The sequence below is a fragment of the Priestia sp. VA7 genome (genome assembly GCF_055710015.1).
Map to the genome: position 1 here is coordinate 581,397 of NZ_JBVQPN010000001.1, position 25,695 is coordinate 607,091.

Sequence of the window (25,695 nt, forward strand, 5' to 3'; positions counted from 1 at the left end):
TAAAACAACCTTCAGTATAGTATAATGCTTAATAACCACCGTGTATTGAGCAAAACATATCTTTAGCTTCATACTAAATGAACAAATAGAAAATGAAGAATAGTCCTACCGAATACAGGGCAACAATGATAGAGAAGCTCATCAAATGTTTTTACATTTTTAGAAGTCTATAAGGTAAAACGAGGGGGCAGGTAAAGTGGAAAGCCCAAAAATAGGAGTTGCGTTAGGCTCAGGTGGAGCTAGAGGTTTTGCACATTTAGGAGTAATCAAAACGCTAACAGAAAATAACATTCCTATTGATTTTCTAGCTGGCAGCAGCATGGGAGCTTTAGTTGGTGCACTATATGCGTCAGGTATTGAACTGGCAACTCTTTATAAAATGGCGCTAACGTTCAAACGAAAGTATTATTTGGATTTTACCGTGCCTAAAATGGGATTTATTACGGGAAACAGAGTAAAATCGTTGGTTCGCACCTTTACGCAAAATAGAACCATTGAACAGCTATCTGTACCGTTTGCCATTGTAGCGACAGATTTGAAAACAGGAGAGAAAGTGGTGTTTAAAAAAGGACCTATCGCTGAAGCGGTGAGAGCAAGTATTTCAATTCCAGGAATCTTTGCTCCCGAAGTAATTGATGGACGATTGCTTGTAGACGGCGGGGTAGTGGACCGTATTCCTGTATCGGTTGTAAAAGAAATGGGATCTGATATTGTCATTGGAGTCGATGTATCAAAAGCGAAAGTGAATGCAGAAATCAGCTCTATTTTTGATGTCATTATGCAAAGTTTAGATATTTTGCAAGATGAGCTAGTAGCTCATCGGACCATTGCTTCAGACATTATGATTCGTCCTAATCTCGATACTTTTAGTTCCAGAGCGTTTACAAACATTCAAGAAATGATTTCAATTGGTGAACAAGCAGCACATGAGCAGTTGCCTTCTATCCTGCAAGCAATTGATCATTGGAAGGAGAACAGAAAAAGTGAAATCTAGAATTAGAATTTTGGCATATTTGGCTGTTATTGCAGTGGTGGCAATGCTTTGTTTTTATCCTTTGCCGTACTACATTACAAAGCCTGGAATGGCAGAAGAACTTGCGCCTATTATTAAGGTAGAAGATGGATACCATGAAAAAGGGACGTTTATGCTGACAACTGTAAGAATGGGCAGAGCAACTCCTCTTTCATATGGTCTTGCGAAAATACAGGACTTTCATGAAATTTTCCCTACAAAGCAAATTTTGCAGCAAGGTGAAAGCGATGAAGATTACTCGACAAGGCAATTACATATGATGGATACGTCAAAAAATGCTGCTATTTCAGTAGCATACGAAGCAGCTGGAAAGAGCGTTTCCTATCTCAATAAAGGCGTATATGTTACATATGTCGTAGAAAATATGCCTGCACATGGAAAACTTCATGTTGGAGACGTAGTGACGAAAGTAGACGGGGAAAAAATTCAAACTGCTGAGGACTTAATCAACTACGTATCGACTAAAAAAGCAGGAGATTCAGTATCAATTTATGTAAAAAGAGATGGCAAAGAAAGCAAACATACTCTAAAAGTTAAAGCATTCCCTGACGAGCCGAAACGAGTAGGCCTAGGAATTGCCTTAGAAACGAACCAAGAACTAAAAGTTAAGCCCGATATACATATTGATACTGAAAAAATAGGAGGGCCTTCAGCTGGACTGATGTTCTCGCTTGAAATTTATAATCAGCTTGTTAAAGAGGACATGACAAAAGGCCATCGCGTTGCAGGTACAGGGACTATCAATGATAAAGGAGAGGTAGGACCAATCGGAGGTATTTCGCAAAAAATTGTAGCCGCAGATAAAGAAGGAGCAGAGATTTTCTTTGCACCAAATGAAAAAGGGGCTGCGGGCTCTAACTACCGAGAAGCAGTGAAGACAGCTAAAAAAATAGACAGTGATATGAAAATTGTACCCGTAGATTCATTTTCGGACGCCGTAACGTATTTGGAAAAGCTGAAACCATAAAAAATCGTCTCTTGCAGACGATTTTTTTATGGCCAAATGATAGGAGGCTGCGTGTATTCTTGTTTCATAAATTGAGAGCGCAGAGGCTCTTGAAACGGCATACTATAAACATGTGTCGCTTTAATATCGGTATCAATTTCTTTTAGTTTACATTGCGATACAGTGGATACAATAGGAAGGGACAGCTTTTTCTTAATCGTTTTTAAATAGCCTTGTCCTGTCTTTGACATTCCCAATAAGCGAATATAAGGATCAGCTTGTTGCATCTCACTTTTTGTTGTATTGGTTAAAAGGTGAACGCACATGCGCTGTAAACGGGTTCTCGTATATCGCTTCGTTTTAACATTTGTTAAAAAATCTTCAAATGAAGTAGCTGAAGAAATATAAGATAGGAGCCGATGTTCAATACCTTCTTCTATTTCATAAATACGCTGTAAGTCATAAAGTGGAGTAGTTAATAATTTGTATTTCAAAAATGGGAAATAATGCTCCCAATGATGAAACTGTCCGTGTGCTTGCTTGTAAGCTGTTAATTCATTTGCCGTACTAACTGGCATGTGCTTGCTCAGGTCCCCATGGCTGCTGCTGTCAAAAATAGCTTTACGTATGCTTGTAGCACTTGAAATAAAAGAGGAAGACAGGGAATCATCGTGATAATGTGATTGAATTCGAGTGATTGTATATGGTTTAATAGATGCATGCTGTTTTTTAATGGCAGCTACATAGCTCATTCCAAGCACATTATTTGGCTGAGATAGATCAATAGGAGCCTTCGTGAAAAGCTGTAAGAAAGCATTGGAAGCTGCTTTTGGATAACTGTTCCCTTTTTTCATCTCTTGTTGAATTAAAGCGGATAGTTCTGATTCATGAGCTTCGAGCAAATCAGCGGTGCGGGTAAATGAGTCAATATTGCCATTTTCGCTGCCAAAGCATATAAAGTCAGCGCGAAGGGATTCTAAAATAGAAATAGCGCCGCTTGCGAATGTTTCAGCTTTCTGAGTAGAAAAAGCATAGGGTAATTCAACGACTAAGTCTGCACCAGCGGCTAAAGCCATTCTTGTGCGGGACCATTTTGATACAAGAGCAGGCTCTCCGCGCTGCAAAAAGTGCCCGCTCATCACAGCAATCACACAATCTGCTCCGGTTTGTTGTTTCGCTTGCTGCAAATGATAAGCGTGTCCGTTATGAAAAGGATTATATTCGACAATTATTCCAACTGCTTGCATAATGTCTCCTTTTAATTTATTATTTTTAGTCTAGCTCTTTGTTTTAAAAACATTTTTTTATGAAAGTAAGAAATTTTTACAAAAAAGCATATTTAAGTACATTATAGTGTAAAGAAAAAATATTGACAAATAATCTTGTGAAAGCTATAATAACCTTTGTTGCCTTGAGGTGATTAACAATGAAATGGACAATACATCAATTGTATCAGTTGCAAAATAAAGGTCTAACATTTGACGAAGTGATTGACGGCAAAGAGTTTATGAATGCTGATCCTCAAATTCGTAGAATGTCAGATGTAAACGTGAAAGGAAGAGCCGACATTAGTTCTTCGAAAGTAACGTTTCACCTTAAAATTTCAGGAAAAATGACGTTGCCTTGTGCTCGTACATTAGTTGACGTTCCGTATCCGTTTGAAATTAACGCAACTGAAACGTTTTTATTGAATGTGAATGCTGATTATGAAGAAGATGCTGAAGTACGCATTGTAGAGGGAGAAACGGTTGATTTACAACCTTTGATTCAAGAGTTAATTATTGTTGAAATTCCTCTGCAGGTATTTAGTGAAAATCAGCAAGCGGCAGGAGCAGCTCCACAGTCAGGAAAAGACTGGGAAGTTGTTACCGAAGAAGAAAAGCAGGAAAAAGTAGATCCCCGCTTAGCCGTACTCGAAAATTTCTTTAAAGACAAAAAGAAATAAAAATGCGAAGATCCGGCTTTCGGGCCTTCATATGATTTTAAAATTCTTTTAAGGAGGTGGGAATAATGGCTGTACCTTTTAGAAGAACATCTAAAATGAAGAAAAGAACGCGTCGTACGCACTTTAAATTACAAGTTCCTGGTATGGTAGAGTGCCCAAATTGTGGTGAAATGAAACTATCACACCGCGTATGTAAAGCTTGTGGTACTTACAAAGGAAATGACGTAGTAAGCAAATAATTGCTTATTTAAATAAAAGACCCTCTTAAGGGTCTTTTATTTTTTTTTGCCTTTTTTCCTTCTCTGTCCTTTGGAAGAGAAGGATTTTTTTTATAGAACAAGAACTCTTTTTAAATAAACAATTACTGTTGTAAAAGGATTTATATCTTTTCTATAAGGAGGAAAAAGCATGAAAAAAAGCGAGCTGTTTACTACAAGCCAAGGCATTGCTACGTTTGTGATTAATCGTCCTGAAAAGCGTAATGCTATTGATTATGATGTTATGAATGAACTGCAGCAAGCTGTAGATTATGTGAAACATGATCAGTTAGTAAAAGCTTTTGTAATTACAGGTGCTGGTTCAGACGCATTTTGCAGCGGAGGAGATTTAAGCGTATTTCATGAGCTAAAGACTTCGAAAGAGGCGTCTCAAATGTTAACGAAAATGGGGAAAATTCTTTATGAGATTTTAACACTCCCAAAACCAACAGTTGCTCTTTTGAATGGAACATCGGTTGGAGGAGGATGTGAGCTTGCGATTGCATGTGACTTCCGTATAAGTGCAACACATAGCGAAATGGGCTTTATTCAAGGGAATTTAGGAATTACAACAGGCTGGGGAGGAGGAACCATTCTTCTTGAAAAGCTGCGTTATCAAGAGGCGATGGAAATGATCTACAGTGCTCAGCTGTATGGAGTAGAACGAGCAAAGCAAATTGGATTTCTTTCCTATGTCACGTCGTTTAAAGAGCTAACTATGAGGTGTGAGGAGTGGTTAGCGCCTATCACTCATAAACCGACCCAGGTATTGCAAGCTTACAAAGAAATCGCTATTGAGAAATGGGAGCAAAGCCGGGTTTGGAATCGGATGGAACAAGAAATTCATCGCTGTTCGATATTGTGGGAGTCGCCTGAGCATGAAGAAGCGGTTCAAAAGGTCATCGTTAAAAAAACATAGTTATGAACTGCATTTCCATAGCAATATAGTGAATAAGCGAAAGATGAAAGAATCACGGGTTTCCCATTTTGCTTCCAAGTATATGAAAGATTTTCTTGATTGAGAAGAGGAACAATAGTCTATCTTATCTAGTAGGTGCATATTCATTTAATAAGTACGGATAAGGAGGGATAGAAAAATGACTTCTTCTCGTCAAGATGCATGGACTCATGATGAAGATTTATTACTCGCAGAAATTGTACTGCGTCATATACGTGAAGGTGGCACTCAGCTAGCTGCATTTGAAGAAGTGGGGAAGAAACTTACACGAACATCAGCAGCTTGTGGCTTCCGCTGGAATTCTTTTGTGCGCAAACAATACAAGACTGGTATTGATCTTGCGAAAAAACAGAGAAAAGAATTAAAAGCAAGAACTGTTTCAAAAGATGACGAGCAGCCTGCACGCTTATCATATATGGAAGCAGAGAAACATATTTCGCTTAATGAGGTAATTAAATATTTAGAAAATGTAGATCAAGGGCAAAGGCACTCGTCAGAGCTTCTCGAAGCTAATGAAGAACTGCAGCAAAAGATTGAACGTTTACAAGAGAAAGTAACGATTTTGGAAAAAGAAAAAAAAGCTTTGCAAAACAACTTGTTAATTGTAGAAGATGACTATAAAGCTCTTATTGAAATTATGGAGAGGGCTCGTAAAATGGTTGTATTAAAAGAGGATGAAAAAAGTAGAAAAGTGAAATTTCAAGTGGATAAAAATTTAAATTTAGAAAAAGTTCAAAAGTAAAGCGACAGTTTGAATGCTCCCTACTTCATGTTGATCATATATACCACATAGATATAAAATAAACAGCTGGAAATCAGCTGTTTATTTTTGTTCGCTTACACCGTTTGGTAGCCAAATAAGAGGGTTTTCTCCCAAATCACGATCGATATCATACGTTACAGGTACGAACCCCATTTTTGACCAAAAATCACTCGATTTTACTCGTGGGCTTGTTTTGATAGGTAATTGAAAGGATTTGGCGTATTCAACGAGCGTTTGACCCAATCCTTTGCGCTGAAAATCGCTGAGCACTTCGAGTTTCCACACTTCAATATACGTTTGAGGCGGCTCGAAATATTGATCGTACTGTTTGTTTCGCTTATAGAGACTCATCCGAGCCACTAAGCTATTTCCAAAATAAATACCGTAAAACGGAGAATTTATTTCATTATCGGAAATTTTGGCATGTAATTCTTCTAGCATTGAAAGTTCTTGAATGCCATATTCTTTGAATTTCTTGAACTCTTCTAGCGTTTTAAAATTAATTTTTAAATGCTTCACTTCGTAATTCATCCCATATCCCCCTTGTTATGTCTCCTTGCTAGACAAACGAACTGGCTTGGTTCGTTCATCTAATATTATATAACAAAAACACAAAATATTCTGTTTTCGTGATTGGTGAACGAATATTCAATGCGCATGAGGAAAAATGAATTCTTTCAGTTAAATACGAAGAATACATTACTATAAGCATCACTTTTTAGAAAGGAAGCAAAAGGAAAGTGAGACTCAAATAGAAAGCGTTTTCAAAAATTGTAGAGGAGTTTTAAAATTATTGTAGAATTATATGGGGGAAAGTAGAAATTTGAGGAAAGGGGAGAGAAAGGTGAAAAAAATACTGATTGCAAATCGAGGAGAAATTGCTCTTCGTATTATTCATACATGCAAACAAATGGGCATTGAAACGGTGGCTGTCTATTCCGATGCAGATGTAGAGCTTCCTTATGTTCAAGCAGCTACAAAAGCACGTCGAATTGGAGAGCCTCCTGTGCAAAAGTCATATTTGAATGTAGAAGAATTGCTGCGAATTAGTCATGAAGAAAAAGTAGATGCCATTCATCCTGGGTATGGATTTTTATCGGAAAATAGTGCATTTGCTAAAAGAGCGATTGATGAAGGTTTTTGTTTTATCGGTCCTTCTCCCGAAATCATTTCGATGATGGGCGACAAAATTGCTGCTCGTGCCGCGATGAAAGAAGCGGGTGTACCTGTTGTCCCCGGCAGCGAAGGCGATGTGACGTCAGTTGAAGAGGCTTGTAAAGTAGCGAGTCTAATTGGATATCCCATTATGTTAAAAGCAAGCGGAGGCGGCGGAGGAATTGGGATGGTGCGCTGCGATAACGAAGAAGCAGTAAAACAAGTGTATGCCTCAACAAAAGCAAGAGCAAAAGCATATTTTGGTCAAGAAGGAATGTTTATTGAAAAGCTTATCACAAATGCAAAACATATCGAAGTACAGGTGTTTGGAGATCAGCATGGTAATGTCGTTCATCTTTTTGAACGCGATTGTTCCGTACAAAGAAGAAATCAGAAAGTGATTGAAGAAGCCCCTGCGCTTTCTTTAAAAGAAAGTACGCGACAAGCCATGCAAAACCAAGCCGTTCAAGCGGCTAAAGCAATCGGATATTATAATGCAGGTACGGTGGAGTTTATCGTGGATGAAGACGAAAATTTTTATTTTCTTGAAATGAACACGCGGCTGCAAGTTGAGCATCCGATCACCGAGCAAATTGCAGGGGTCGATTTAGTTAAGTGGCAGATCTTAGCTGCGCGCGGAGAAAAGCTTCCTCGTCTGCAAGAGGAAATAGCAGCAAATAACTATGCCATTGAATTTCGAATTTATGCAGAAGATCCGTTTACTTTTTTACCGGCTCCGGGAAAAATTACGGGTTATCACTTGCCGGAGCGAACCTATGCGCGCGTAGACAGTGGCTACAGTGATATGAATGCGGTTACACCTTTTTATGATCCAATGATTGCAAAAGTTATCATTACTGGTCGTACGCGTTCAAATGCAATTGAACTAGCTAAATCATATTTTACGGAAGCTGTTGTAGAGGGAATCAAAACGAATATTCCTCTATTTAAGCAGTTGTTAAATGAAGAGTTATATGAAAAAGGCACCTATAACACATCGTTATTATCAACCGTATTAAATAAAGGAGGAGCACCACAATGAGTGAAATTAAAGCGACAATGGCAGGCATGGTATTTAATGTGTTTGTTCAGCAAGGTGCAAGTGTAGCCAAAGGAGAAGTTGTTGTTGTATTAGAATCTATGAAAATGGAAATTCCTATTGAAAGCGATCAAGCTGGTATTGCAGAGACTGTCCATATAGCCGTGGGGGATTTTGTGAACGAAGGCGACGTTTTGGTGACTATTTCATAACTCATAAAGGAGAGATATCATGATACATACAGGTGAATCTCAGAAAAAATATGATGAAAATCGTCAAAAAGTAGAGCGTGGCAACGCGGAGAAGTACAAAGAGAAACTTGCAAAACAACAGAAGCTTTTTGTAAGAGATCGTTTAGCGCTTTTATTTGATGACGGGAAATATGAAGAAGACGGCATGTTTGCAAATAATAAAGCCGAAGGGTTGCCGGCAGACGGTGTTGTAACCGCAATTGGAAAAGTAAACGGTGAAACAGTTTGTGTAATGGCTAATGACTCTACTGTAAAAGCAGGGTCTTGGGGGGCCAGAACAGTAGAGAAAATTATTCGTATTCAAGAAGTAGCAGAAAAACTGCATGTGCCTTTGCTGTACCTAGTGGATTCTGCAGGAGCACGTATTACGGATCAATTAGATATGTTTCCAAACCGTCGAGGCGCTGGACGGATCTTTCACAATCAAGTAAAACTTTCCGGCGTCATTCCTCAAATTTGTTTGCTCTTCGGTCCGTCAGCAGCTGGAGGAGCATATATCCCTGCATTTTGTGATATTGTTGTGATGGTAGATGGAAACGCTTCTATGTACTTAGGTTCGCCACGTATGGCCGAAGCTGTTATTGGAGAAAAGGTTACGCTAGAGGAAATGGGAGGAGCACATATGCACTGCAGCGTTAGCGGATGTGGAGATGTGTTAGCTTATTCTGAAGAAGAAGCTATTTCGTATGCCAAATCTTATTTAACCTACTTTCCACAAAACTATCAAGAGAAGCCTAAAGTACAAAAAGCTAAAGAGCCTAAGCAGACAAAGGGTTTAGTAGAACTAATTCCAGAGAATCAAAATGTTCCATTTGATATCTATGAAGCAATTGATACCCTTATTGACGAAGGGAGCTTCTTTGAAGTGAAAAAACTGTTTGCCGCCGAATTGGTAACAGGGCTTGCACGAATAGATGGAAAAGTAGTAGGGATTATTGCCAATCAGCCGAAGGTCAAAGGAGGAGTGCTGTTTGTAGATTCAGCAGATAAAGGCGCAAAATTTATTCAACTGTGCGATGCCTTCCATATTCCTTTGCTATTTTTAGCGGATGTACCTGGATTTATGATTGGAACCAAAGTAGAAAGAGCAGGCATCATTAGACATGGAGCAAAATTGATTGCAGCGATGAGTTCAGCTACAGTTCCTAAAATTTCCGTAGTTATGCGCAAAGCTTATGGCGCAGGGCTTTACGCTATGGCTGGTCCAGCTTTTGAACCGGATTGCTGCCTTGCATTACCTACTGCTCAAATTGCCGTAATGGGTCCTGAAGCGGCAGTAAATGCCGTCTATTCTAATAAAATTAATGAAATTGAAGATCCGAAAGAGCGGTTTATGTTTGTTAAACAGAAACAGCAGGAGTATAAAGAACACATTGATATCTATACGCTGGCTTCTGAACTTATTATTGACGACATCGTTCCTGCTAACGAACTGCGTCGAACTTTAATTGACCGCTTTCGATTATATGAAACAAAGAATGTGACCTTTAGCCGTCGTAAACATCCGGTGTATCCCGTATAATAGAAAAAAACGGGATCACTCTAAATAATTTATAACAAGCCCGGTGATTTTTAATCACACGGGCTATATGAATAGGTAAAATTTTAAGAATGCATTTAATTCAAAGCATTTTTTTGCTAAAATGAAACTCAATAATAGAAAGAGGAACAAAAAATACGATGAAAACTATAGGTATTATTGGAGGCGGATCATTAGGTCTGTTGTTTAGCGCGTATTTATCAGATTGTTATGATGTAACCTTGTATACGAAAACAAAAACTCAAGCAAAGTGTATTAACGAAAATGGAATTACCTTACATAGACAAGGGGAACATCACACTAAAAAAGTCAGTGCTATCCCTCTAGAAAAAAACATAAAAGAAGCAGATTTAATCATTGTTACTGTAAAACAGTATCATTTAAAAGAGATTATTCCTTTTATCAAAACCCTTACTATACATACTCCCCTTTTGTTTATCCAAAACGGTATGAGCCATATTGAAATTCTTAAAAATCTCCCCCAGAGCACTCTCTATTTGGGTACAGTTGAACACGGGGCAATGCGTACAAATATGGATAGCGTCCATCATACAGGAATAGGAACAACTCGTATTGCTTCGTACAGAGGAGAAATGGAGTCTATCTTGCCAATTGTGAATTTTCCTTGGGTGATTGAAACAGATTGGTATGCGATGCTGGTGAAGAAATTAGTTGTAAATGCGCTTATCAATCCTCTTACGGCGCTGTATCGGGTAAAAAATGGGCAGCTGATTCACAACAGCTACTTTTATAAAACGATGCGTCTATTGTTTGAAGAGATTGCGGCTGTGTTAAAACTGGATTCAGCTTTTAATTATTGGGAAAATGCGCTGGGGGTTTGTTCGCGCACGAGTACAAATCAATCTTCTATGCTAAAAGATATACAGGAGGGGCGGCAAACAGAAATTGATGCTATTTTAGGCTATATTCAAACACAAGCTGCTGAAAAAAGAACGTCGACGCCTATTGTTGACTTTTTATATGGGTCAATAAAAGGAATCGAAGAAGAAAAGGGTGATTAACATGGGAAGTTTTATTGCTGGAGTTTTTGCGACGTTTGTCACTCTGCCGCTCGTTGGTTTTTTTATTCTATACATGCTTTTACGCAAACTGACGAAAAATAAAAGGAAATCTGTCCACATAGCAACGTACGTTACTACGGTTTTTCTTATTTTTTCCGTGCATTATGCAGCTGTGGAAATTTTCGGGCACTCTTTTTTGTGGTTGATTGCGTTAGTCCTTTTAGTTGTAGCAATGATTATGATGTTTGTACATTGGAAAGTCAAACATGACTTAGAAATGAAGCTTATCGCGAAAGGGTTCTTTCGGATGAATTTTGTTTTGTTTCTTATTGCACATATTGTATTAAATATAGGTGGAATCGCTTTTCGTATTTCCTCTCTGTAAAGCATGTTACTAGACGTGGGCAGTTACATTATGGATAATGAAGCTATATGTAGAGAATATAAGTATTAGGAAAAGAAAGGAAGTTCTTTCATGGAGATTACAGACGTCTCTTTAAAGGCGGGAAACAAACTAACGAACGATTACATAAAAGGTGAAAAGCAAGCACTTTCCTTTTTTCATTATAATATACACGAAAAAGACGTATATGAAAAACGTTTAGCGGATGTTCAAAAGCAGTCTTATCCAAGAGAACAGCTTGCTGAGTATCTGCTTGATTTTAATAAGCGCTACGGAGCATCTTCTAAGACGATTGAAAATATTGAAAAGCTAAAAGATCCTAACAGCGTAGTGGTCGTTGGAGGTCAGCAAGCGGGGCTGCTTACCGGTCCTTTGTACACCATTCATAAAGTGATTTCAATTGTGCTCCTAGCTAAACAACAAGAGGAAGCTTTAAACGTGCCCGTGCTTCCGGTATTTTGGATTGCTGGAGAAGATCATGATTTTGCTGAGACCAACCATGTATACACAGAGCATAAAAACCAGCTTTTAAAGAAAACGCTAAAGCATTCTTTAAAGAAAAAGCAAATGGTTTCTCAAATTGACCTAGACCATGAGGCCTGTAGAAGCTGGGTTCGTGATGTATTTCAAACGTTTAACGAAACGGCGCATACAAACCAGGTATTACACTTTGTTTTAGAAGCGTTAGATAAATCACGTACCTATGTCGATTTCTTTGCTCATTTGGTTACCACAATGTTCGCAGAGTCAGGTCTTATTTTAATGGATGCAGCTTCTAAAGAAGTGCGCAACATTGAATCTTCTTTCTTTGTGACGTTAATTGAACAAAATGACAAATTATCGTCAGCCGTTATGGAACAGCAAACAGAGATTCAAAAACAATACGGACGAATGATTGAAGTGGGAGAAGAAACGGCTCATCTCTTTTATTCACACAATGAAAACAGAGTACTTTTAGAAAGAGATGCAGAACAAGAGCAGTTTGTTGGAAAGCAAAATGAACTCGCGCTGTCTAAAGAAGAGCTGGTTCAAATTGCTAAACAAACGCCTGAGCTTCTTAGTAACAACGTTGTGACTAGACCCCTTATGCAGGAGTACTTACTTCCTACCCTTGCATTTATTGCAGGTCCGGGGGAAGTAGCGTATTGGGCAGAGCTTGAAAAAGCATTTTCTTTATTTAGCTTTAAAATGCCTCCCGTGGTCCCTAGGTTATCCTATGCAATCGTAGAAAGACATATCGAGAAGTATATGGATGAACTTCAGTTAGACCTTTCGAACGTAGTGAACGAAGGTGTAGATGCAGAGAGGGAGCACTGGCTTAAGACAGAAGTTCACAACCCATACGAAATGTATTTTGAAAAAGCGAAAGAAGATTTCGAAAAAATTCATAAAACTCTTCGTGAAAATATTCAAAAAGAAGACAAAACATTTGATGAAGTCATGCTTAAAAATCGAGCGATTATTCAAAAGCAGTTTGAAACCATTCAAAAGATTGTCGAATCCAAACAGCTAATTAAGCACGATGTGAAGCATTCAAAATATGCTCAAATTGAACTTGCTCTTCGTCCCTACAATGCTCCACAAGAACGCATGTGGAATATTATGTATTATTTAAATGGTTATGGTATGCAATTTGTGTCAGATTTACTAAGTGCTGAAGTCGAATTAAATCACCAGTTAAAAGTCTGTTATGTCTAATAAAATCCTGCTGAAAAGCAGGATTTTTATTTTGGAAAAGAGAAAAAGTCTACAAGGTGAATGTTAACCAATTGAATCCTTATAAGGTATTTATTTCTAATTGTGTAAAAAAACCTTATATTCCTTACATTTTATTCTACGAATATGTCCTACTTTTAACAAAATGACACTATTTGTGACAAAAAGACAAAATTCTACTTAATTCTTATATAAATAGCTGAAATAATGTTGAACTTTGATATATAATATAAACGTGTATATATATCAAAGAAAAACACCGTTTTTTGCTTTTTGTATACATAACTAAGTAGTTTAGAAAGAAGTAGGTGTCATAATGTTTAATCACACAACTGTTTTGCTTAAAGAAGCAGCGGAAGGCTTAAATATTAAGCCGGATGGAGTATATGTCGACTGCACGCTTGGCGGAGCAGGTCATAGTGAATATATCGTAAAACAGCTATCAGAAAAAGGGAAATTAATTGCGTTTGATCAAGACGATGTCGCTCTTGCAAATGCAAAAGAGAAATTGGCCCCGTATCTAGACAGAGTTATTCTAATCAAAAGTAATTTTCGCTATTTAAAAGAGCAGCTAATGGAACACGGAATTGAAGAAGTAGACGGAGTATTGTTTGACCTCGGAGTCTCGTCTCCTCAGTTGGATACACCAGAGCGAGGGTTCAGCTTTCATCATGATGCCCCGCTTGATATGCGCATGGATCAAAACTCAATGTTTTCTGCGTACAACGTAGTAAATGAATGGCCTTATGAAAAACTTGTGAAAATCTTTTTCCAATACGGAGAAGAAAAGTTTTCAAAACAAATTGCCCGCAAAATTGAAGCATATCGAGAGTCTAAACCAATTGAAACAACGCTAGAGCTTGTTGATCTTATTAAAGATGGTATTCCAGCGCCAGCTAGACGAACGGGTGGACATCCCGCAAAACGAATTTTCCAGGCTATTCGAATTGCTGTAAATGATGAGCTCCAAGTATTTGAAGATGCAATTGAACAGGCTATGGATGTGATCAAAAAAGGTGGACGTGTAAGTGTTATTACCTTCCACTCACTTGAAGATCGAATTTGTAAAGTGGCGTTTAAAAATGCAAGCACGGTTCCGCAGCTTCCGCATGGACTGCCGATTATTCCAGAAGAATTTAAACCTAAAATGAAAGTTATTACAAGAAAACCTATTTTACCTTCAGAAGAAGAGATAGAAGAAAATAAGCGCGCGCGTTCGGCAAAGCTTCGAATTGTTGAGAAATTAGTGTAATTAAAGGGTTTTATCAAAGAGGAGGGGACGAGAATGAACAATGTAGCATACAAAGTAAGAGAGCAAGATCAGCAGCAGAAGCAGCAAAAGACGGTACGTCAAGTTGTTCGGAAGACAAAAAGAAAAATCACGGTTGGTGAAAAAATTGTGTATTCTGGATTTGTCGCACTCATGCTGTTTGGGTCTGTGCAAATCATTTCAAATCAATCTTCGCTTTATAGCATCAGTGAAGAAGTGCAATCACTCGATGGAAAGATTGACAAGCAAGAAGCAAAAAACAATGAGTTAAAATTACAGGTAACAGAGTTAAGTGCATACGATCGTATTTGGACAAAAGCAAAAGAACTTGGACTAAAATTGAATGAAAATAACGTAAAAGTCGTTAACGATTAATTGCGATGACTACGCCAAGAAAAAATAGCAATATTAGTACAGGAGCAGCAATATTAATTTTAATATTTGCATTGCTCTTTTTTGTATTAGCCATCAGGTTCTTTTACATCCAAGCGACGGGCAAAGCAGACGGAGAAGCTTTAGCCGAAATTGCACAAAAACAGCATACGCGAACGTCTAAAATTGAAGGACAGCGCGGTACGATTTACGATCGAAACGGAGAAGCAATCGCCCAAGACACAGGTGCTTATACGGTTGTGGCGATTTTGAAGGAATCGCAATCAGAAGATAAAGATCATCCACAGCACGTGGTAGACCCAGAAAAGACGGCTGAAAAATTAGCCCCATTATTAAAGATGGACGAATCAAAAATTGACAGCATGTTAACAAGAGGAATTAAAAGGGGAGCATTCCAAGTCGAACTTGGTCCCGGAGGCCGTGACATTGATAACGTGCTAAAGCAAAAAATTGAAAAACTAAATCTCCCAGGCATCACGTTTTTACGCGATTCGAAGCGCTTCTATCCAAACGGTGTATTCGCCTCAAGTATTTTAGGGTACGCACAAAAAGATGATACGGGTAAAATCGTAGGGAAAATGGGAATTGAAAAAGTATTTGATAAGCAGCTTTCTGAAGAAGATGGATATGTAAAATACGAAGCTGCTAAAAATGGAATTAAGCTTCCGGATCCAAAAGAGTCAATTGTAGCTCCGAAAAATGGAGACAGCGTCACGCTTACGATTGATGAAAAAATTCAAACGTTTTTAGAGGATGCAATGACAGCTGCTGCTAAAGAATATAAACCAGAAGAGCTAATGGCAACGGTAGTGAATCCGAAAACCGGTGAAATTTTGGCGATGTCAAACCGTCCTTCATTTGACCCGAATATTCGTGATATCACTTCTTACCGTAATCCGTTTGTTGAAAACAGCTATGAACTTGGTTCAACGATGAAAATCTTTACGCTAGCAGCCGCGATTGATGCAGGCGTCTATAACGGCGAAGACCGCTATCAGTCGGGATCTTATAAAGTAACGAAAAACAGCGTTCCAATTAACGATCACAACGGCGGAGTCGGCTGGGGAGCTATTACATTTAATGAAGGAATTCAAAGGTCTTCAAATGTAGCGGTAGCCATTTTAGCCAACGAAAAATTGGGCACCGACCGTTTGTATAAATACTTGGACAAGTTTGGCTTTATGGATAAAACGGGAATTGACTTGCCAAACGAAGCTTCTAGCAAGTTAGTAACGAAGTACCCGAGAGACCGCGTAACTACTGCATTTGGACAGGCGTCCGCTTTTACGCCTATTCAAGAAATTCAAGCGGCTACTGCGATTGCAAATGACGGGAAAATGATGAAGCCTTACGTGATTAAACAAGTAGTCGATGAAACAAATAAGAAAACGATTAAGAAAACAAAACCTACCGTAGTAGGACAACCTATTTCTAAAAAAGCAGCGAACGAAACGCTAGATATTTTAGAAACCGTTGTTTCTTCTGATGACGGAACAGGGAAACCTTACGCGATTGAAGGATACGATGTCGCTGGAAAGACGGGAACAGCTCAAATTCCTGGTCCTACCGGAGGCTACTTGCATGGACACGGGAAAAATTTCATTTCCTTTATGGGCTTTGCACCTGCTAAAGATCCAAAGCTGCTTGTCTATGTAGCCGTTAAAAATCCAACTCTCACGCCTCAAGAGACGGGTACTGCGCCGCTTACAGCCGTATTTAATCCGGTGATGAAAAACAGCCTGCAGTACTTAGGGGTGGAGCCTGAAAAAACAGACGAAGACGGAAAGAAAACAGAAGATAAAAAAGTAGATTCAGAAATTACGCTTAAGTCTTACGTTAACGAATCAGTTGATAGTGCCGTGAAAGACTTAAAACAAAAAGGACTTGTTCCTGTTGTAATAGGTAAAGGAGATACGGTAGAAAGCCAATCACCGACTTCTGATACCATTGTCACTGGTCAACGCGTGTTTATTAAGACAAATGGAAAAGCCACAATGCCTGATTTAACAGGTTTTTCACATCGTGATGTTATACGCTTTAGTGAATTTGTCAACGTTCGACCTAGCGCACTTGAAAATGGTTATGTTGTAAGTCAAAGTATTAAAGCAGGCGATCCGTTAAAAGCAGGAACGTACCTGAAAGTAGAACTTGAAACGCCTAAAGAATTTTCAAGCACGTTAAATAAGTTAAAAGAAACGGAAAAAAGTGAGTCTGATAGTAAAAAAGACGATAAGCAACTTGACTAGAAATTAAGTTCTAGTGAATCCTGTACAAGCATATATTGGAACGAGCCGATTCAGAGGAGGTTCTAATATATGCGGGTATCAGGAGTCACAGTTCGTAAAAGGCTAGCCATTGTTTTGTTTGTCGGTTTTATTGTGTTTTTGATTATTGATACAAGGCTTGGATATGTACAGTTGCTGACTGGGGATACGCTAACTGAAAAAGCCAAAGACTTATGGAGTCGGAATATTCCTTTTGAACCTGAAAGAGGAAAGATACTAGATCGCAATGATGTGGCACTTGCTACAAATAAAAGTGCACCGACCGTTTTAGTTATGCCAAGACAAGTTGAAAATCCAGCTGTTACAGCTGAAAAGTTAGCAAAAGTGCTGGGAGCATCAAAAGAAAAAGTATATGAGCAAATAACAAAAGCTTCTTCTAGCGTGTATTTGCGTCCTGAAGGAAGAAAAATTTCACATGCGAAAGCAAATGAAGTGCGAAATTTAAATTTAAAAGGCGTATATATAGCTGAGGATTCGAAGCGGTACTATCCGTTTGGAAGTTATTTGTCGCATGTATTAGGCTTTGCGGGAGTAGATAATCAAGGGTTAACAGGCCTTGAATTATATTATGATAAAGAGCTAAAAGGACAAAAAGGTTCAGTTAAACTGTATTCGGATGCTAAAGGTAAAAAGATGCCCAATATAGCCGATGACTACACAGCACCTGTGGACGGGCTGGATTTGAGATTGACCATTGATTCACGTGTGCAAACGATCATGGAGCGTGAGTTGGATAATGCTCAGACAGCTTATAATCCAGATGGTATGATTGCCATTGCCATGAATCCTAAAAATGGTGAAATCTTAGGTATGTCTAGTCGTCCGGGCTTTGATCCTACGGATTTTAAAAATGTGAAGCCTGAGGTGTATAATCGCAATCTTCCAATCTGGAGCGTATATGAGCCCGGATCGACGTTTAAGATTATTACACTGGCAGCTGCTCTTGAAGAAAAGAAAGTGGATTTACTAAAAGATCAATTTTACGATGATGGAGCCGCGGAAGTTGGCGGAGCGAGACTTCGCTGCTGGAAAAAAGGCGGACATGGACAGCAGTCTTTTTTAGAAGTTGTACAGAACTCATGTAACCCTGGTTTTGTGGAGCTTGGGGAACGTTTAGGAAAAGAGAAATTGTTCAAATACATTAAAGAATTTGGCTTTGGTCAAAAAACAGGTATTGATTTACAAGGGGAAGCAAAAGGAATTTTGTTCCCACTTGAGCGCGTAGGGCCGGTTGAACAAGCTACAACAGCTTTTGGGCAAGGGGTTGCTGTTACGCCTATTCAACAAGTAGCTGCTGTTTCTGCAGCCGTAAACGGTGGAACGCTTTATGAACCTTATATTGCCAAAGAGTGGGTGGATCCAACTACCGGAAAGGTTGTAAGCAGTCATAAGCCGGTTGCTAAGCGAAAAGTTATTTCCGAGGAAACGTCTAAGCAAGTGCGTTTTGCTCTTGAAAGTGTAGTAGCACAAGGAAGCGGAAAAGGAGCTTTTGTGGAAGGGTACCGCGTTGGAGGAAAGACGGGTACGGCGCAGAAAGCTCAAAATGGAAAGTATTTAAAAAATAATCACATCGTTTCTTTTATCGGTGTTGCACCAGCAGATAACCCTGAAATTGTCGTGTATGTTGCGGTTGATAATCCAAAAGGCACCATTCAGTTTGGTGGAGTTGTAGCAGCTCCGATTGTAGGTAAAATGATTGAAGACAGCTTGCGTGTGATGGACGTTAAACCGCGTAAAGGACAAATTGAAAAAGAGTTAACGTGGCTGGACACACCAATGATAAAAGTACCAAATGTCGTAGGAATGTCAAAAAAAGAGTTACAAGAACAGCTACTTAATTTAAAATTAGATGTGAGTGGCGAAGGAGATAAAGTGGTCAAGCAGTCTCCTGCAGCCGGAACGAAAGTTAAAGAAGGCGAAACGGTTAGAATTTATATGGGAAAATAAAAATCTCTATAAACCATTATTCTTCCTTGCATGATAATCAGCAGGTTACTCTGCGTGTGAACATGAAATCAACAAATAAGCCTTGGGGGTGTTCCCTCCGGGCTTCTTTTTCTGTAAAATGTAATAGGTTAGGTGCTAGAAAAAGAAGAATAGTTGCCATAGCGTCTTATAACAAACGTTTCACTTTACAAATAGAGAGGACATGGTAGGAATGGATTTACGAGAACTACTAACACATTTACATGATTTTGTTCAGCTTCCTGAACAGAATATTGATATTACGTCAATTGAAATGGATTCAAGAGAAGTTAAGCCGGGAGCATTGTTCATTTGTATAGACGGCTATACGGTTGATGGCCATAGCTTTGCACAGATGGCTGTGGAAAAAGGGGCAGTAGCAATCTTAGCAGAAAAGCCTGTGGATGTAGAAGTGCCTGTTGTACGTGTGAAGAGTACAAAACGAGCAATGGCAGTGCTAGCGGATGCTTTTTACAATCAGCCCACACAAAAAATGCATTTAATTGGTGTAACAGGCACAAATGGAAAAACAACGATTACACATTTAATTGAGCATATCTTTAAATCACAACATAAAAAGACGGGTCTAATTGGAACGATTGAAATTCGTATTGGTGATACGTCTTATGATGTGAAAAACACAACGCCTGAATCGCTGACGCTCCAAAAAACATTTCACCAAATGGTGGAGGAGAATGTAGAAGTAGCGATGATGGAAGTATCATCTCATGCACTTGACTTAGGACGCGTACACGGGTGCGACTTTGATGTTGCGGTATTTAGTAACTTAACGCAAGATCACCTGGACTATCATCATACAATGGAAGATTATCGTCGTGCGAAAGGGTTGCTATTTGCACAGTTAGGAAACGCTTATAACCATGATCGTCCTAAATTTGCTGTTCTTAATGCTGATGATGCGGCAACCGAGGAATATATTAAAAACACGGCTGCTACAGTGATTACCTATGGTATTGACCGTGAAAGTGATATTCGTGCAACCAATATTCAAATTACAAACAGCGGCACAACGTTCGACTTAACAACACCGACAGAAACGGTTCGTGTAGAGATGAAGCTTATTGGGAAATTCAGCGTCTACAACGTATTAGCGGCTACGGCTTCATGTTTAGTATCAGGTATCCCTCTGTCAGTTATTGTCGAGGAAATAAAAGTGTTAGAAGGCGTGTCTGGGCGTTTTGAAGTGGTTGATGCGGAGCAAGATTTTACGGTTATCGTTGATTATGCCCATACGCCGGACAGCTTAGAGAACGTGTTAAAAACTGTAAAAGAATTCGCAAAACGCAATATATATGTTATTGTTGGTTGTGGCGGAGATCGAGATCGTACAAAACGACCAATCATGGCTCGAATTGCAGCTGAATACAGTACACAAGCTATTTTGACATCTGATAATCCACGAAGTGAAGATCCATTGGCTATTTTAAAAGATATGGAAGAAGGTTTGGATACAGATAACTATGTGACGATTGCTGATCGTGCAGAAGCTATTCGCTATGCAGTGGAAACAGCGCATGCAGATGATGTTATTGTCATTGCTGGAAAAGGGCACGAGACCTATCAAATTATTGGTAAAAAAGTATTCGATTTTGACGATCGAGAAGTAGCACGCAAAATGATTGAGGAGCGAAAGTAGTAATGAAATGGGTAGAGAACAAAATGAGTCGGAATGAGTTGGAAGTTAAGGAGGGAACATCGTGCTAGAACAATCAATTTTATTGACAATCGGCGTAGCCTTTTTGATTACGGTTGTATTGTCGCCGATTTTTATTCCCTTCTTAAGAAGATTAAAGTTTGGTCAAAGTATTCGTGATGAAGGCCCGAAATCTCACCAGAAAAAATCAGGTACACCTACAATGGGCGGTATCATGATTTTATTATCTATTATTGTGGCAACTCTTATTATGGTCAATCAGTATGCAGAACTTACATATAAGACGTTTCTATTATTATTTGTCACAATCGGATTTGGTTTATTAGGATTTTTAGATGATTTTATAAAAGTAGTGTTAAAGCGTAACCTTGGATTAACATCTAAACAAAAGTTTTTAGGTCAGGTTGTCATTTCAATTATTTTTTACTTTATTGCAAGACAGTTTGAGTTTTCAACTGAAGTGACGATTCCTGGAATTAAAGACCCAATCGATTTAGGTTGGTTTTATGTTGTTTTCCTCATCATCTGGCTTGTTGGTTTTTCAAACGCGGTTAACTTGACGGATGGATTAGACGGACTTGTATCTGGTACAAGTGCGATTGCTTTTGGTGCATTTGCAGTTCTTGCTTGGAATGCAGAGCAGTTTGAATTATCTATTTTCTCAGTTGCTGTAGTAGGAGCTGTGTTAGGATTTTTAGTTTTTAATGCCCATCCTGCAAAAGTATTTATGGGAGATACGGGTTCTTTAGCGCTAGGAGGAGCTATCGCTACGGTGGCTGTTTTAATGAAAATGGAATTCTTGCTTGTTATTATCGGTGGTGTGTTTGTTATTGAAACACTATCTGTTATTATTCAAGTCGCATCTTTCAAAACAACAGGAAAACGTGTGTTTAAAATGAGCCCGCTTCATCACCATTACGAGCTAAGCGGCTGGTCGGAATGGCGCGTAGTTATGACTTTTTGGGCTGTAGGACTATTATTTGCAATGCTTGGAATTTATATCGAGGTGTGGATTTAAATGAAATCAGTCAATACGTATCAAGGTAAACAAGTACTTATTTTAGGGTTAGCCAAGAGCGGTTTAGCAGCCGCTCAGTTAGTTAAACAGCTTGGTGCTAAAGTAGTCGTTAATGATCAAAAACCGTACGAAGAGAACGCAGCAGCACAGGAATTAGAAAAAACGGGCATTGAAGTTGTGTGTGGACATCATCCGCTTGAGCTTTTAGACAAAGCGGATGTTATTGTAAAAAACCCTGGGATTCCGTATTCAAATGTTCTATTGCAAGAAGCATTAAAGCGAAATATTCCGATTTTAACAGAGGTAGAATTGGCTTATGAAATTAGCGAAGCTCCTTTTATCGGAATTACAGGAAGCAATGGGAAGACAACAACAACAACGCTAATTTATAAAATGTTAGAAGAAGATCAAAAGCAGCCGTTGATTGCTGGAAATATTGGAACAGTAGCTTGTGAAGTGGCGCAAAAAGCAACAAAGGACAATGTAATTGTAACGGAGCTTTCTTCTTTTCAGCTGATGGGAATTGAAAAATTCCGTCCGAAAATCTCTTTATTATTGAATTTGTTTGATGCCCACTTAGACTATCATGGCACAAAAGAGGAATATATCAAAGCGAAAGCAAATCTCTTTAACAATCAAACAAGTGAAGACTTTGCCGTTATTAATGCGGATGATGAGCTAGTGATGAAAGCTAGTGCAGATGTTAAAGCGACAAAAGTACCTTTTTCTGTTACAGCTCAAACGACAGAAGGAGCGTATATTAAAAACGAAACCATTTTCTTTAAAGATGAAGAAGTGATGTCTTTAAAAGATGTGGTGCTGCCAGGCAAACATAATCAAGAAAACATTTTAGCAGCTGTATCCGTTGTGAAGCTGTACGGTTGTTCAAATGAAGCTATCTACCGAGTGCTCACAACGTTTGCTGGTGTTAAACACCGCGTTCAATATGTCACAACAATCAACAAACGCAAGTTTTATAATGACTCTAAAGCTACGAATATGCTTGCTACAAAAGTAGCTCTTTCCGCTTTTTCGCAGCCGACGATTTTACTTGCAGGTGGACTCGATCGCGGCAATGAGTTTGATGATTTAAAAGAAGAGTTTAAAAATGTGAAAGCTGTGATTACGTTTGGTGAAACGGCTCCTAAAATTGAACGCGTAGCAAAAGAAGCGGGAATACAAATTGTAAAACGTGTCGATAATGTTAAACAAGCAGTTTCAGAAGCATATGCTTGTTCAGATGAAGAAGATGTTATTTTATTATCTCCTGCTTGTGCAAGCTGGGATCAATTTAAAACTTTTGAAGAACGTGGTGACATCTTTATTGAATCTGTGCATAAACTGAAATAAGGGCTTGTCTAAACACCTAGAAAATACACTAGCCCTAATCTATTTTTAGAGGTGTGTGACAGTGTCGACAAAAAGGTCTACCCCAGATTTTTTTCTCATAATCGTTACGCTTTCCTTGCTAACCATCGGCCTTATCATGGTATACAGCGCAAGTGCGGTATGGGCTACATACAAGTTTAATGATTCTTTTTTCTTTGCTAAACGCCAGCTCTTATTTGCAGGGCTTGGAGTATGCGCGATGTTTGTCATCATGAATATTGATTATTGGATGTGGCGTACGTGGGCGAAGCCAATTGTAATCATTTGCTTTGTTATGCTGGTACTTGTATTGATTCCGGGAGTAGGGCTAGTACGGAATGGGTCGCAAAGTTGGATAGGAGTTGGAGCGTTTTCGATTCAGCCTTCAGAATTTATGAAGTTTGCTATGATTATATTTTTAGCGAAATATTTATCAGAAAACCAGAAGAAGATTACATCTTTTAGAAAAGGCATGTTACCGGCGTTATTACTGGTTTTCTTACCGTTTGGCATTATTATGATGCAGCCGGATTTAGGAACGGGAACGGTGCTTGTTGGAACTTGTTTAGTCATGATTTTTGTTTCAGGAGCAAAAGTAAGTCACTTTGCAGGTCTTGGGTTGCTTGGCGTTGCCGGTTTTGTAGGGCTTGTTTTATCGGCTCCTTATCGGATTAAACGCATCACTTCATTTTTAAATCCTTGGGAAGATCCGCTTGGAAGCGGGTTTCAAATCATTCAATCTCTTTATGCAATTGGGCCAGGGGGATTGCTTGGATTAGGGTTAGGGCAAAGCAGACAAAAGTTCTTTTATTTGCCGGAGCCTCAAACTGATTTTATTTTTGCTATTCTGGCAGAAGAGCTCGGTTTCATTGGCGGAACGCTTGTTCTTCTTTTGTTTAGCTTATTGCTTTGGAGAGGAATTAAAGTAGCGCTCGGAGCTCCTGATCTTTACGGAACGTTTTTAGCCTTAGGAATTATTTCAATGGTTGCGATTCAAGTCATGATTAATATAGGCGTGGTAACAGGTCTTATGCCTGTTACGGGAATTACGCTTCCATTTTTAAGTTACGGCGGATCATCACTGACGCTCATGCTGGCAGCAGTTGGAGTTTTGTTAAATGTTAGTAGATATTCTCGCTATTAATTGAAAAAAATTGTATAATGTCAAGTAGGCAATGGTCTACTGAAGTAAACCGTCATCTTAAATCCAAGTGCACGCCGGATTTTGTTGGCGGTTTATTTTCGATTTTTTACAGGTAGATGATATTTTTGTATGAAATGTTTTTAAAATGTAATGTTGTGATAACCAATTTTGAGTCCAACTATGGTATGATGTGTAAGGTTAAATGTTTTATCTTAGTGATTAGGTGAACGTATGTGCACTTATGAGCGTAGCGTTTTTTTATGACTGTCAGCATGTGTTTAACTTCTAAATGAAAAACGATAAAAAAACAATCAAAATTACTTTATATAGCAGATGAACGTACATTCTATGGGTGAATGTCATACGATAAATAAAAATGATGAAATTGACAACAGAATAGAGTGCCTTGGTAGAAAAAAGGTATCTTACAAGGTGCTGCTGCTTAGTTATGAATCTGTTCTTATTATTCTTATGCATTAGAAGTAAGGGCGCATTGACATGAAAGTTTTATAACAGCAAAGAGGGTTTTAGGAGGTTCTTATGGAAGCGTTAGTAAAAGAGTTAGTCGAAGCGAATATTGGAAAGGTTCGTGAAAATGAACCGCTAGCAAAACATACAACAATGAAAATTGGTGGTCCAGCAGATGTGCTTGTAGAACCTGATTCTGTTGATCACTTAAAAGTTACAATGGATATTATTAAAAAACACGGCGTGAAATGGAGAGCGATTGGTCGAGGATCTAATCTTCTTGTTTCTGATAAGGGAATTGAAGGTGTGGTCATTAAGCTCGGAGCCGGATTAGATGATTTAACAGTAGATGGAGAGACGGTTACTGTAGGTGGAGGATACCCTAGCATCAAGCTTGCAACAGTTATTACAAAACAAGGTCTGTCTGGGCTGGAGTTTTCAAGTGGAATTCCTGGATCTGTGGGAGGCGCTGTTTATATGAATGCAGGTGCCCATGGTTCTGATATGTCTCATGTAGTCGAAAAAGCGCTTATTTTATTTGAAGATGGCACTCTTGAGTGGCTGACAAATGAAGAGCTTCAATTTTCGTATCGTCATTCAATTCTACAAAAAGACCGTCCTGGAGTATGTGTAGAAGCCGTGCTGCGTTTGAAAAAGGGAACGAAAGATGATATTGTGGCGGTCATGCAGAAAAATAAAGACTATCGCCGCGAAACACAGCCTTGGAATTTCCCTTGTGCAGGCAGTATTTTTAGAAATCCGCTTCCAAATTATGCAGGAGACTTAATTGAAAAGTCCAACTTAAAAGGTTTTTCAGTAGGCGGGGCGCAAATTAGTGAACAGCATGCGAACTTCATTGTCAACACAGGAGATGCAACGGCTTCAGATGTGCTGAATTTAATTGCTCATGTTAAGAAAACAATTAAAGAGAAATTCGATATTGATATTCATACAGAAGTTGAGATTATCGGTCGCTAATTACCCAGCCCGTGGCTGTATGGTTATGCGTGAAAAGGTAGCTTTTATGTGTTTATTCTATGCTATAATGGGGATATTCTCATGAAGCAAAGATTGGAAATAA

General features: G+C 38.8%; 23 protein-coding genes. 21 read left to right on the forward strand and 2 right to left on the reverse strand.

All coding sequences use genetic code 11. From position 1 onward, the window contains the following. The first annotated feature begins 196 nt into the window (after window positions 1–196). A complete protein-coding gene (locus AC0C45_RS03125; protein ID WP_047930807.1) occupies window positions 197–994 on the forward strand; it encodes a patatin-like phospholipase family protein in 798 nt (265 codons plus the stop codon). After that, window positions 984–2,000 carry a SepM family pheromone-processing serine protease gene (locus AC0C45_RS03130; protein ID WP_280168708.1) on the forward strand — a complete coding sequence of 339 codons (1,017 nt, stop codon included), beginning with the start codon at window positions 984–986 and terminating at the stop codon, window positions 1,998–2,000. The genes AC0C45_RS03125 and AC0C45_RS03130 overlap by 11 nt, the downstream gene beginning before the upstream one ends. Window positions 2,001–2,026: 26 nt before the next feature. Here the strand turns inward: AC0C45_RS03130 and AC0C45_RS03135 are convergent, their stop codons facing one another. Continuing rightward, on the reverse strand, window positions 2,027–3,226 hold the full coding sequence (locus AC0C45_RS03135) for a nucleotidyltransferase (RefSeq protein ID WP_016765452.1): 1,200 nt from the start codon (window positions 3,224–3,226) through the stop codon (window positions 2,027–2,029). 179 nt (window positions 3,227–3,405) lie between these two features. Here AC0C45_RS03135 and AC0C45_RS03140 point away from each other — a divergent pair, with 179 nt between their 5' ends. The 4 genes from AC0C45_RS03140 to AC0C45_RS03155 all read left to right on the forward strand — a co-directional run bounded on the left by AC0C45_RS03140 (window position 3,406) and on the right by AC0C45_RS03155 (window position 5,881). Then, window positions 3,406–3,924: a YceD family protein gene (locus AC0C45_RS03140; protein ID WP_013084865.1), complete on the forward strand. Its 519-nt coding sequence runs from the start codon at window positions 3,406–3,408 to the stop codon at window positions 3,922–3,924. A 65-nt stretch (window positions 3,925–3,989) separates the two neighbouring features. Continuing rightward, window positions 3,990–4,163: a 50S ribosomal protein L32 gene (rpmF, locus tag AC0C45_RS03145; protein WP_013058976.1), complete on the forward strand. Its 174-nt coding sequence runs from the start codon at window positions 3,990–3,992 to the stop codon at window positions 4,161–4,163. Between the two features lie 169 nt (window positions 4,164–4,332). Then, complete coding sequence (locus AC0C45_RS03150) at window positions 4,333–5,100, forward strand: enoyl-CoA hydratase/isomerase family protein (protein WP_013084864.1); 768 nt, start codon at window positions 4,333–4,335, stop codon at window positions 5,098–5,100. A gap of 178 nt (window positions 5,101–5,278) precedes the next feature. Then, complete coding sequence (locus AC0C45_RS03155; protein WP_013058974.1) at window positions 5,279–5,881, forward strand: RsfA family transcriptional regulator; 603 nt, start codon at window positions 5,279–5,281, stop codon at window positions 5,879–5,881. Between the two features lie 81 nt (window positions 5,882–5,962). Here the strand turns inward: AC0C45_RS03155 and AC0C45_RS03160 are convergent, their stop codons facing one another. Further along, window positions 5,963–6,433: an N-acetyltransferase gene (locus tag AC0C45_RS03160; RefSeq protein ID WP_013058973.1), complete on the reverse strand. Its 471-nt coding sequence runs from the start codon at window positions 6,431–6,433 to the stop codon at window positions 5,963–5,965. 313 nt (window positions 6,434–6,746) lie between these two features. On the opposite strand from AC0C45_RS03160, the gene AC0C45_RS03165 reads away from it, so the two are divergent. The 15 genes from AC0C45_RS03165 to murB all read left to right on the forward strand — a co-directional run bounded on the left by AC0C45_RS03165 (window position 6,747) and on the right by murB (window position 25,592). After that, window positions 6,747–8,099, forward strand: a complete 1,353-nt coding sequence (locus AC0C45_RS03165) for an acetyl-CoA carboxylase biotin carboxylase subunit (RefSeq protein WP_237892923.1) — start codon at window positions 6,747–6,749, stop codon at window positions 8,097–8,099. Next, window positions 8,096–8,308, forward strand: a complete 213-nt coding sequence (locus AC0C45_RS03170; protein ID WP_013058971.1) for a biotin/lipoyl-containing protein — start codon at window positions 8,096–8,098, stop codon at window positions 8,306–8,308. The genes AC0C45_RS03165 and AC0C45_RS03170 overlap by 4 nt, the downstream gene beginning before the upstream one ends. Before the next feature lie 19 nt (window positions 8,309–8,327). Then, the gene (locus AC0C45_RS03175; protein WP_472927896.1) at window positions 8,328–9,869 is read left to right on the forward strand and encodes an acyl-CoA carboxylase subunit beta; all 1,542 of its coding nucleotides are present in this window, start codon (window positions 8,328–8,330) and stop codon (window positions 9,867–9,869) included. Between the two features lie 158 nt (window positions 9,870–10,027). After that, window positions 10,028–10,909 (forward strand): 2-dehydropantoate 2-reductase, encoded by an 882-nt coding sequence (locus AC0C45_RS03180; RefSeq protein ID WP_237892921.1) that lies wholly within the window; start codon window positions 10,028–10,030, stop codon window positions 10,907–10,909. A gap of 1 nt (window position 10,910) precedes the next feature. Then, window positions 10,911–11,294, forward strand: a complete 384-nt coding sequence (locus tag AC0C45_RS03185; RefSeq protein ID WP_034649135.1) for a DUF3397 domain-containing protein — start codon at window positions 10,911–10,913, stop codon at window positions 11,292–11,294. A gap of 90 nt (window positions 11,295–11,384) precedes the next feature. Beyond that, on the forward strand, window positions 11,385–13,010 hold the full coding sequence (gene bshC / locus AC0C45_RS03190; RefSeq protein ID WP_472927897.1) for a bacillithiol biosynthesis cysteine-adding enzyme BshC: 1,626 nt from the start codon (window positions 11,385–11,387) through the stop codon (window positions 13,008–13,010). Window positions 13,011–13,344: 334 nt separating this feature from the next. Continuing rightward, complete coding sequence (gene rsmH / locus AC0C45_RS03195) at window positions 13,345–14,280, forward strand: 16S rRNA (cytosine(1402)-N(4))-methyltransferase RsmH (RefSeq protein ID WP_013084858.1); 936 nt, start codon at window positions 13,345–13,347, stop codon at window positions 14,278–14,280. Between the two features lie 33 nt (window positions 14,281–14,313). After that, a complete protein-coding gene (gene ftsL, locus AC0C45_RS03200; RefSeq protein WP_013058965.1) occupies window positions 14,314–14,673 on the forward strand; it encodes a cell division protein FtsL in 360 nt (119 codons plus the stop codon). A gap of 5 nt (window positions 14,674–14,678) precedes the next feature. After that, window positions 14,679–16,937 (forward strand): penicillin-binding protein, encoded by a 2,259-nt coding sequence (locus AC0C45_RS03205; RefSeq protein ID WP_034649138.1) that lies wholly within the window; start codon window positions 14,679–14,681, stop codon window positions 16,935–16,937. A 69-nt stretch (window positions 16,938–17,006) separates the two neighbouring features. Beyond that, complete coding sequence (locus AC0C45_RS03210) at window positions 17,007–18,923, forward strand: stage V sporulation protein D (protein ID WP_013084856.1); 1,917 nt, start codon at window positions 17,007–17,009, stop codon at window positions 18,921–18,923. 211 nt (window positions 18,924–19,134) lie between these two features. Beyond that, complete coding sequence (locus AC0C45_RS03215) at window positions 19,135–20,598, forward strand: UDP-N-acetylmuramoyl-L-alanyl-D-glutamate--2,6-diaminopimelate ligase (protein WP_047930803.1); 1,464 nt, start codon at window positions 19,135–19,137, stop codon at window positions 20,596–20,598. Window positions 20,599–20,659: 61 nt separating this feature from the next. Next, complete coding sequence (gene mraY, locus AC0C45_RS03220; RefSeq protein WP_013058961.1) at window positions 20,660–21,634, forward strand: phospho-N-acetylmuramoyl-pentapeptide-transferase; 975 nt, start codon at window positions 20,660–20,662, stop codon at window positions 21,632–21,634. Further along, entirely contained in the window at window positions 21,635–22,984 is a 1,350-nt protein-coding gene (gene murD, locus AC0C45_RS03225) for a UDP-N-acetylmuramoyl-L-alanine--D-glutamate ligase (protein ID WP_034649143.1), read from the forward strand. 61 nt (window positions 22,985–23,045) lie between these two features. Beyond that, window positions 23,046–24,146, forward strand: coding sequence for a stage V sporulation protein E (gene spoVE, locus AC0C45_RS03230; RefSeq protein ID WP_013058959.1), 1,101 nt, complete (start codon window positions 23,046–23,048; stop codon window positions 24,144–24,146). A 540-nt stretch (window positions 24,147–24,686) separates the two neighbouring features. Then, window positions 24,687–25,592 (forward strand): UDP-N-acetylmuramate dehydrogenase, encoded by a 906-nt coding sequence (gene murB, locus AC0C45_RS03235; protein ID WP_013058958.1) that lies wholly within the window; start codon window positions 24,687–24,689, stop codon window positions 25,590–25,592. The last annotated feature ends 103 nt before the right edge of the window (window positions 25,593–25,695 follow it).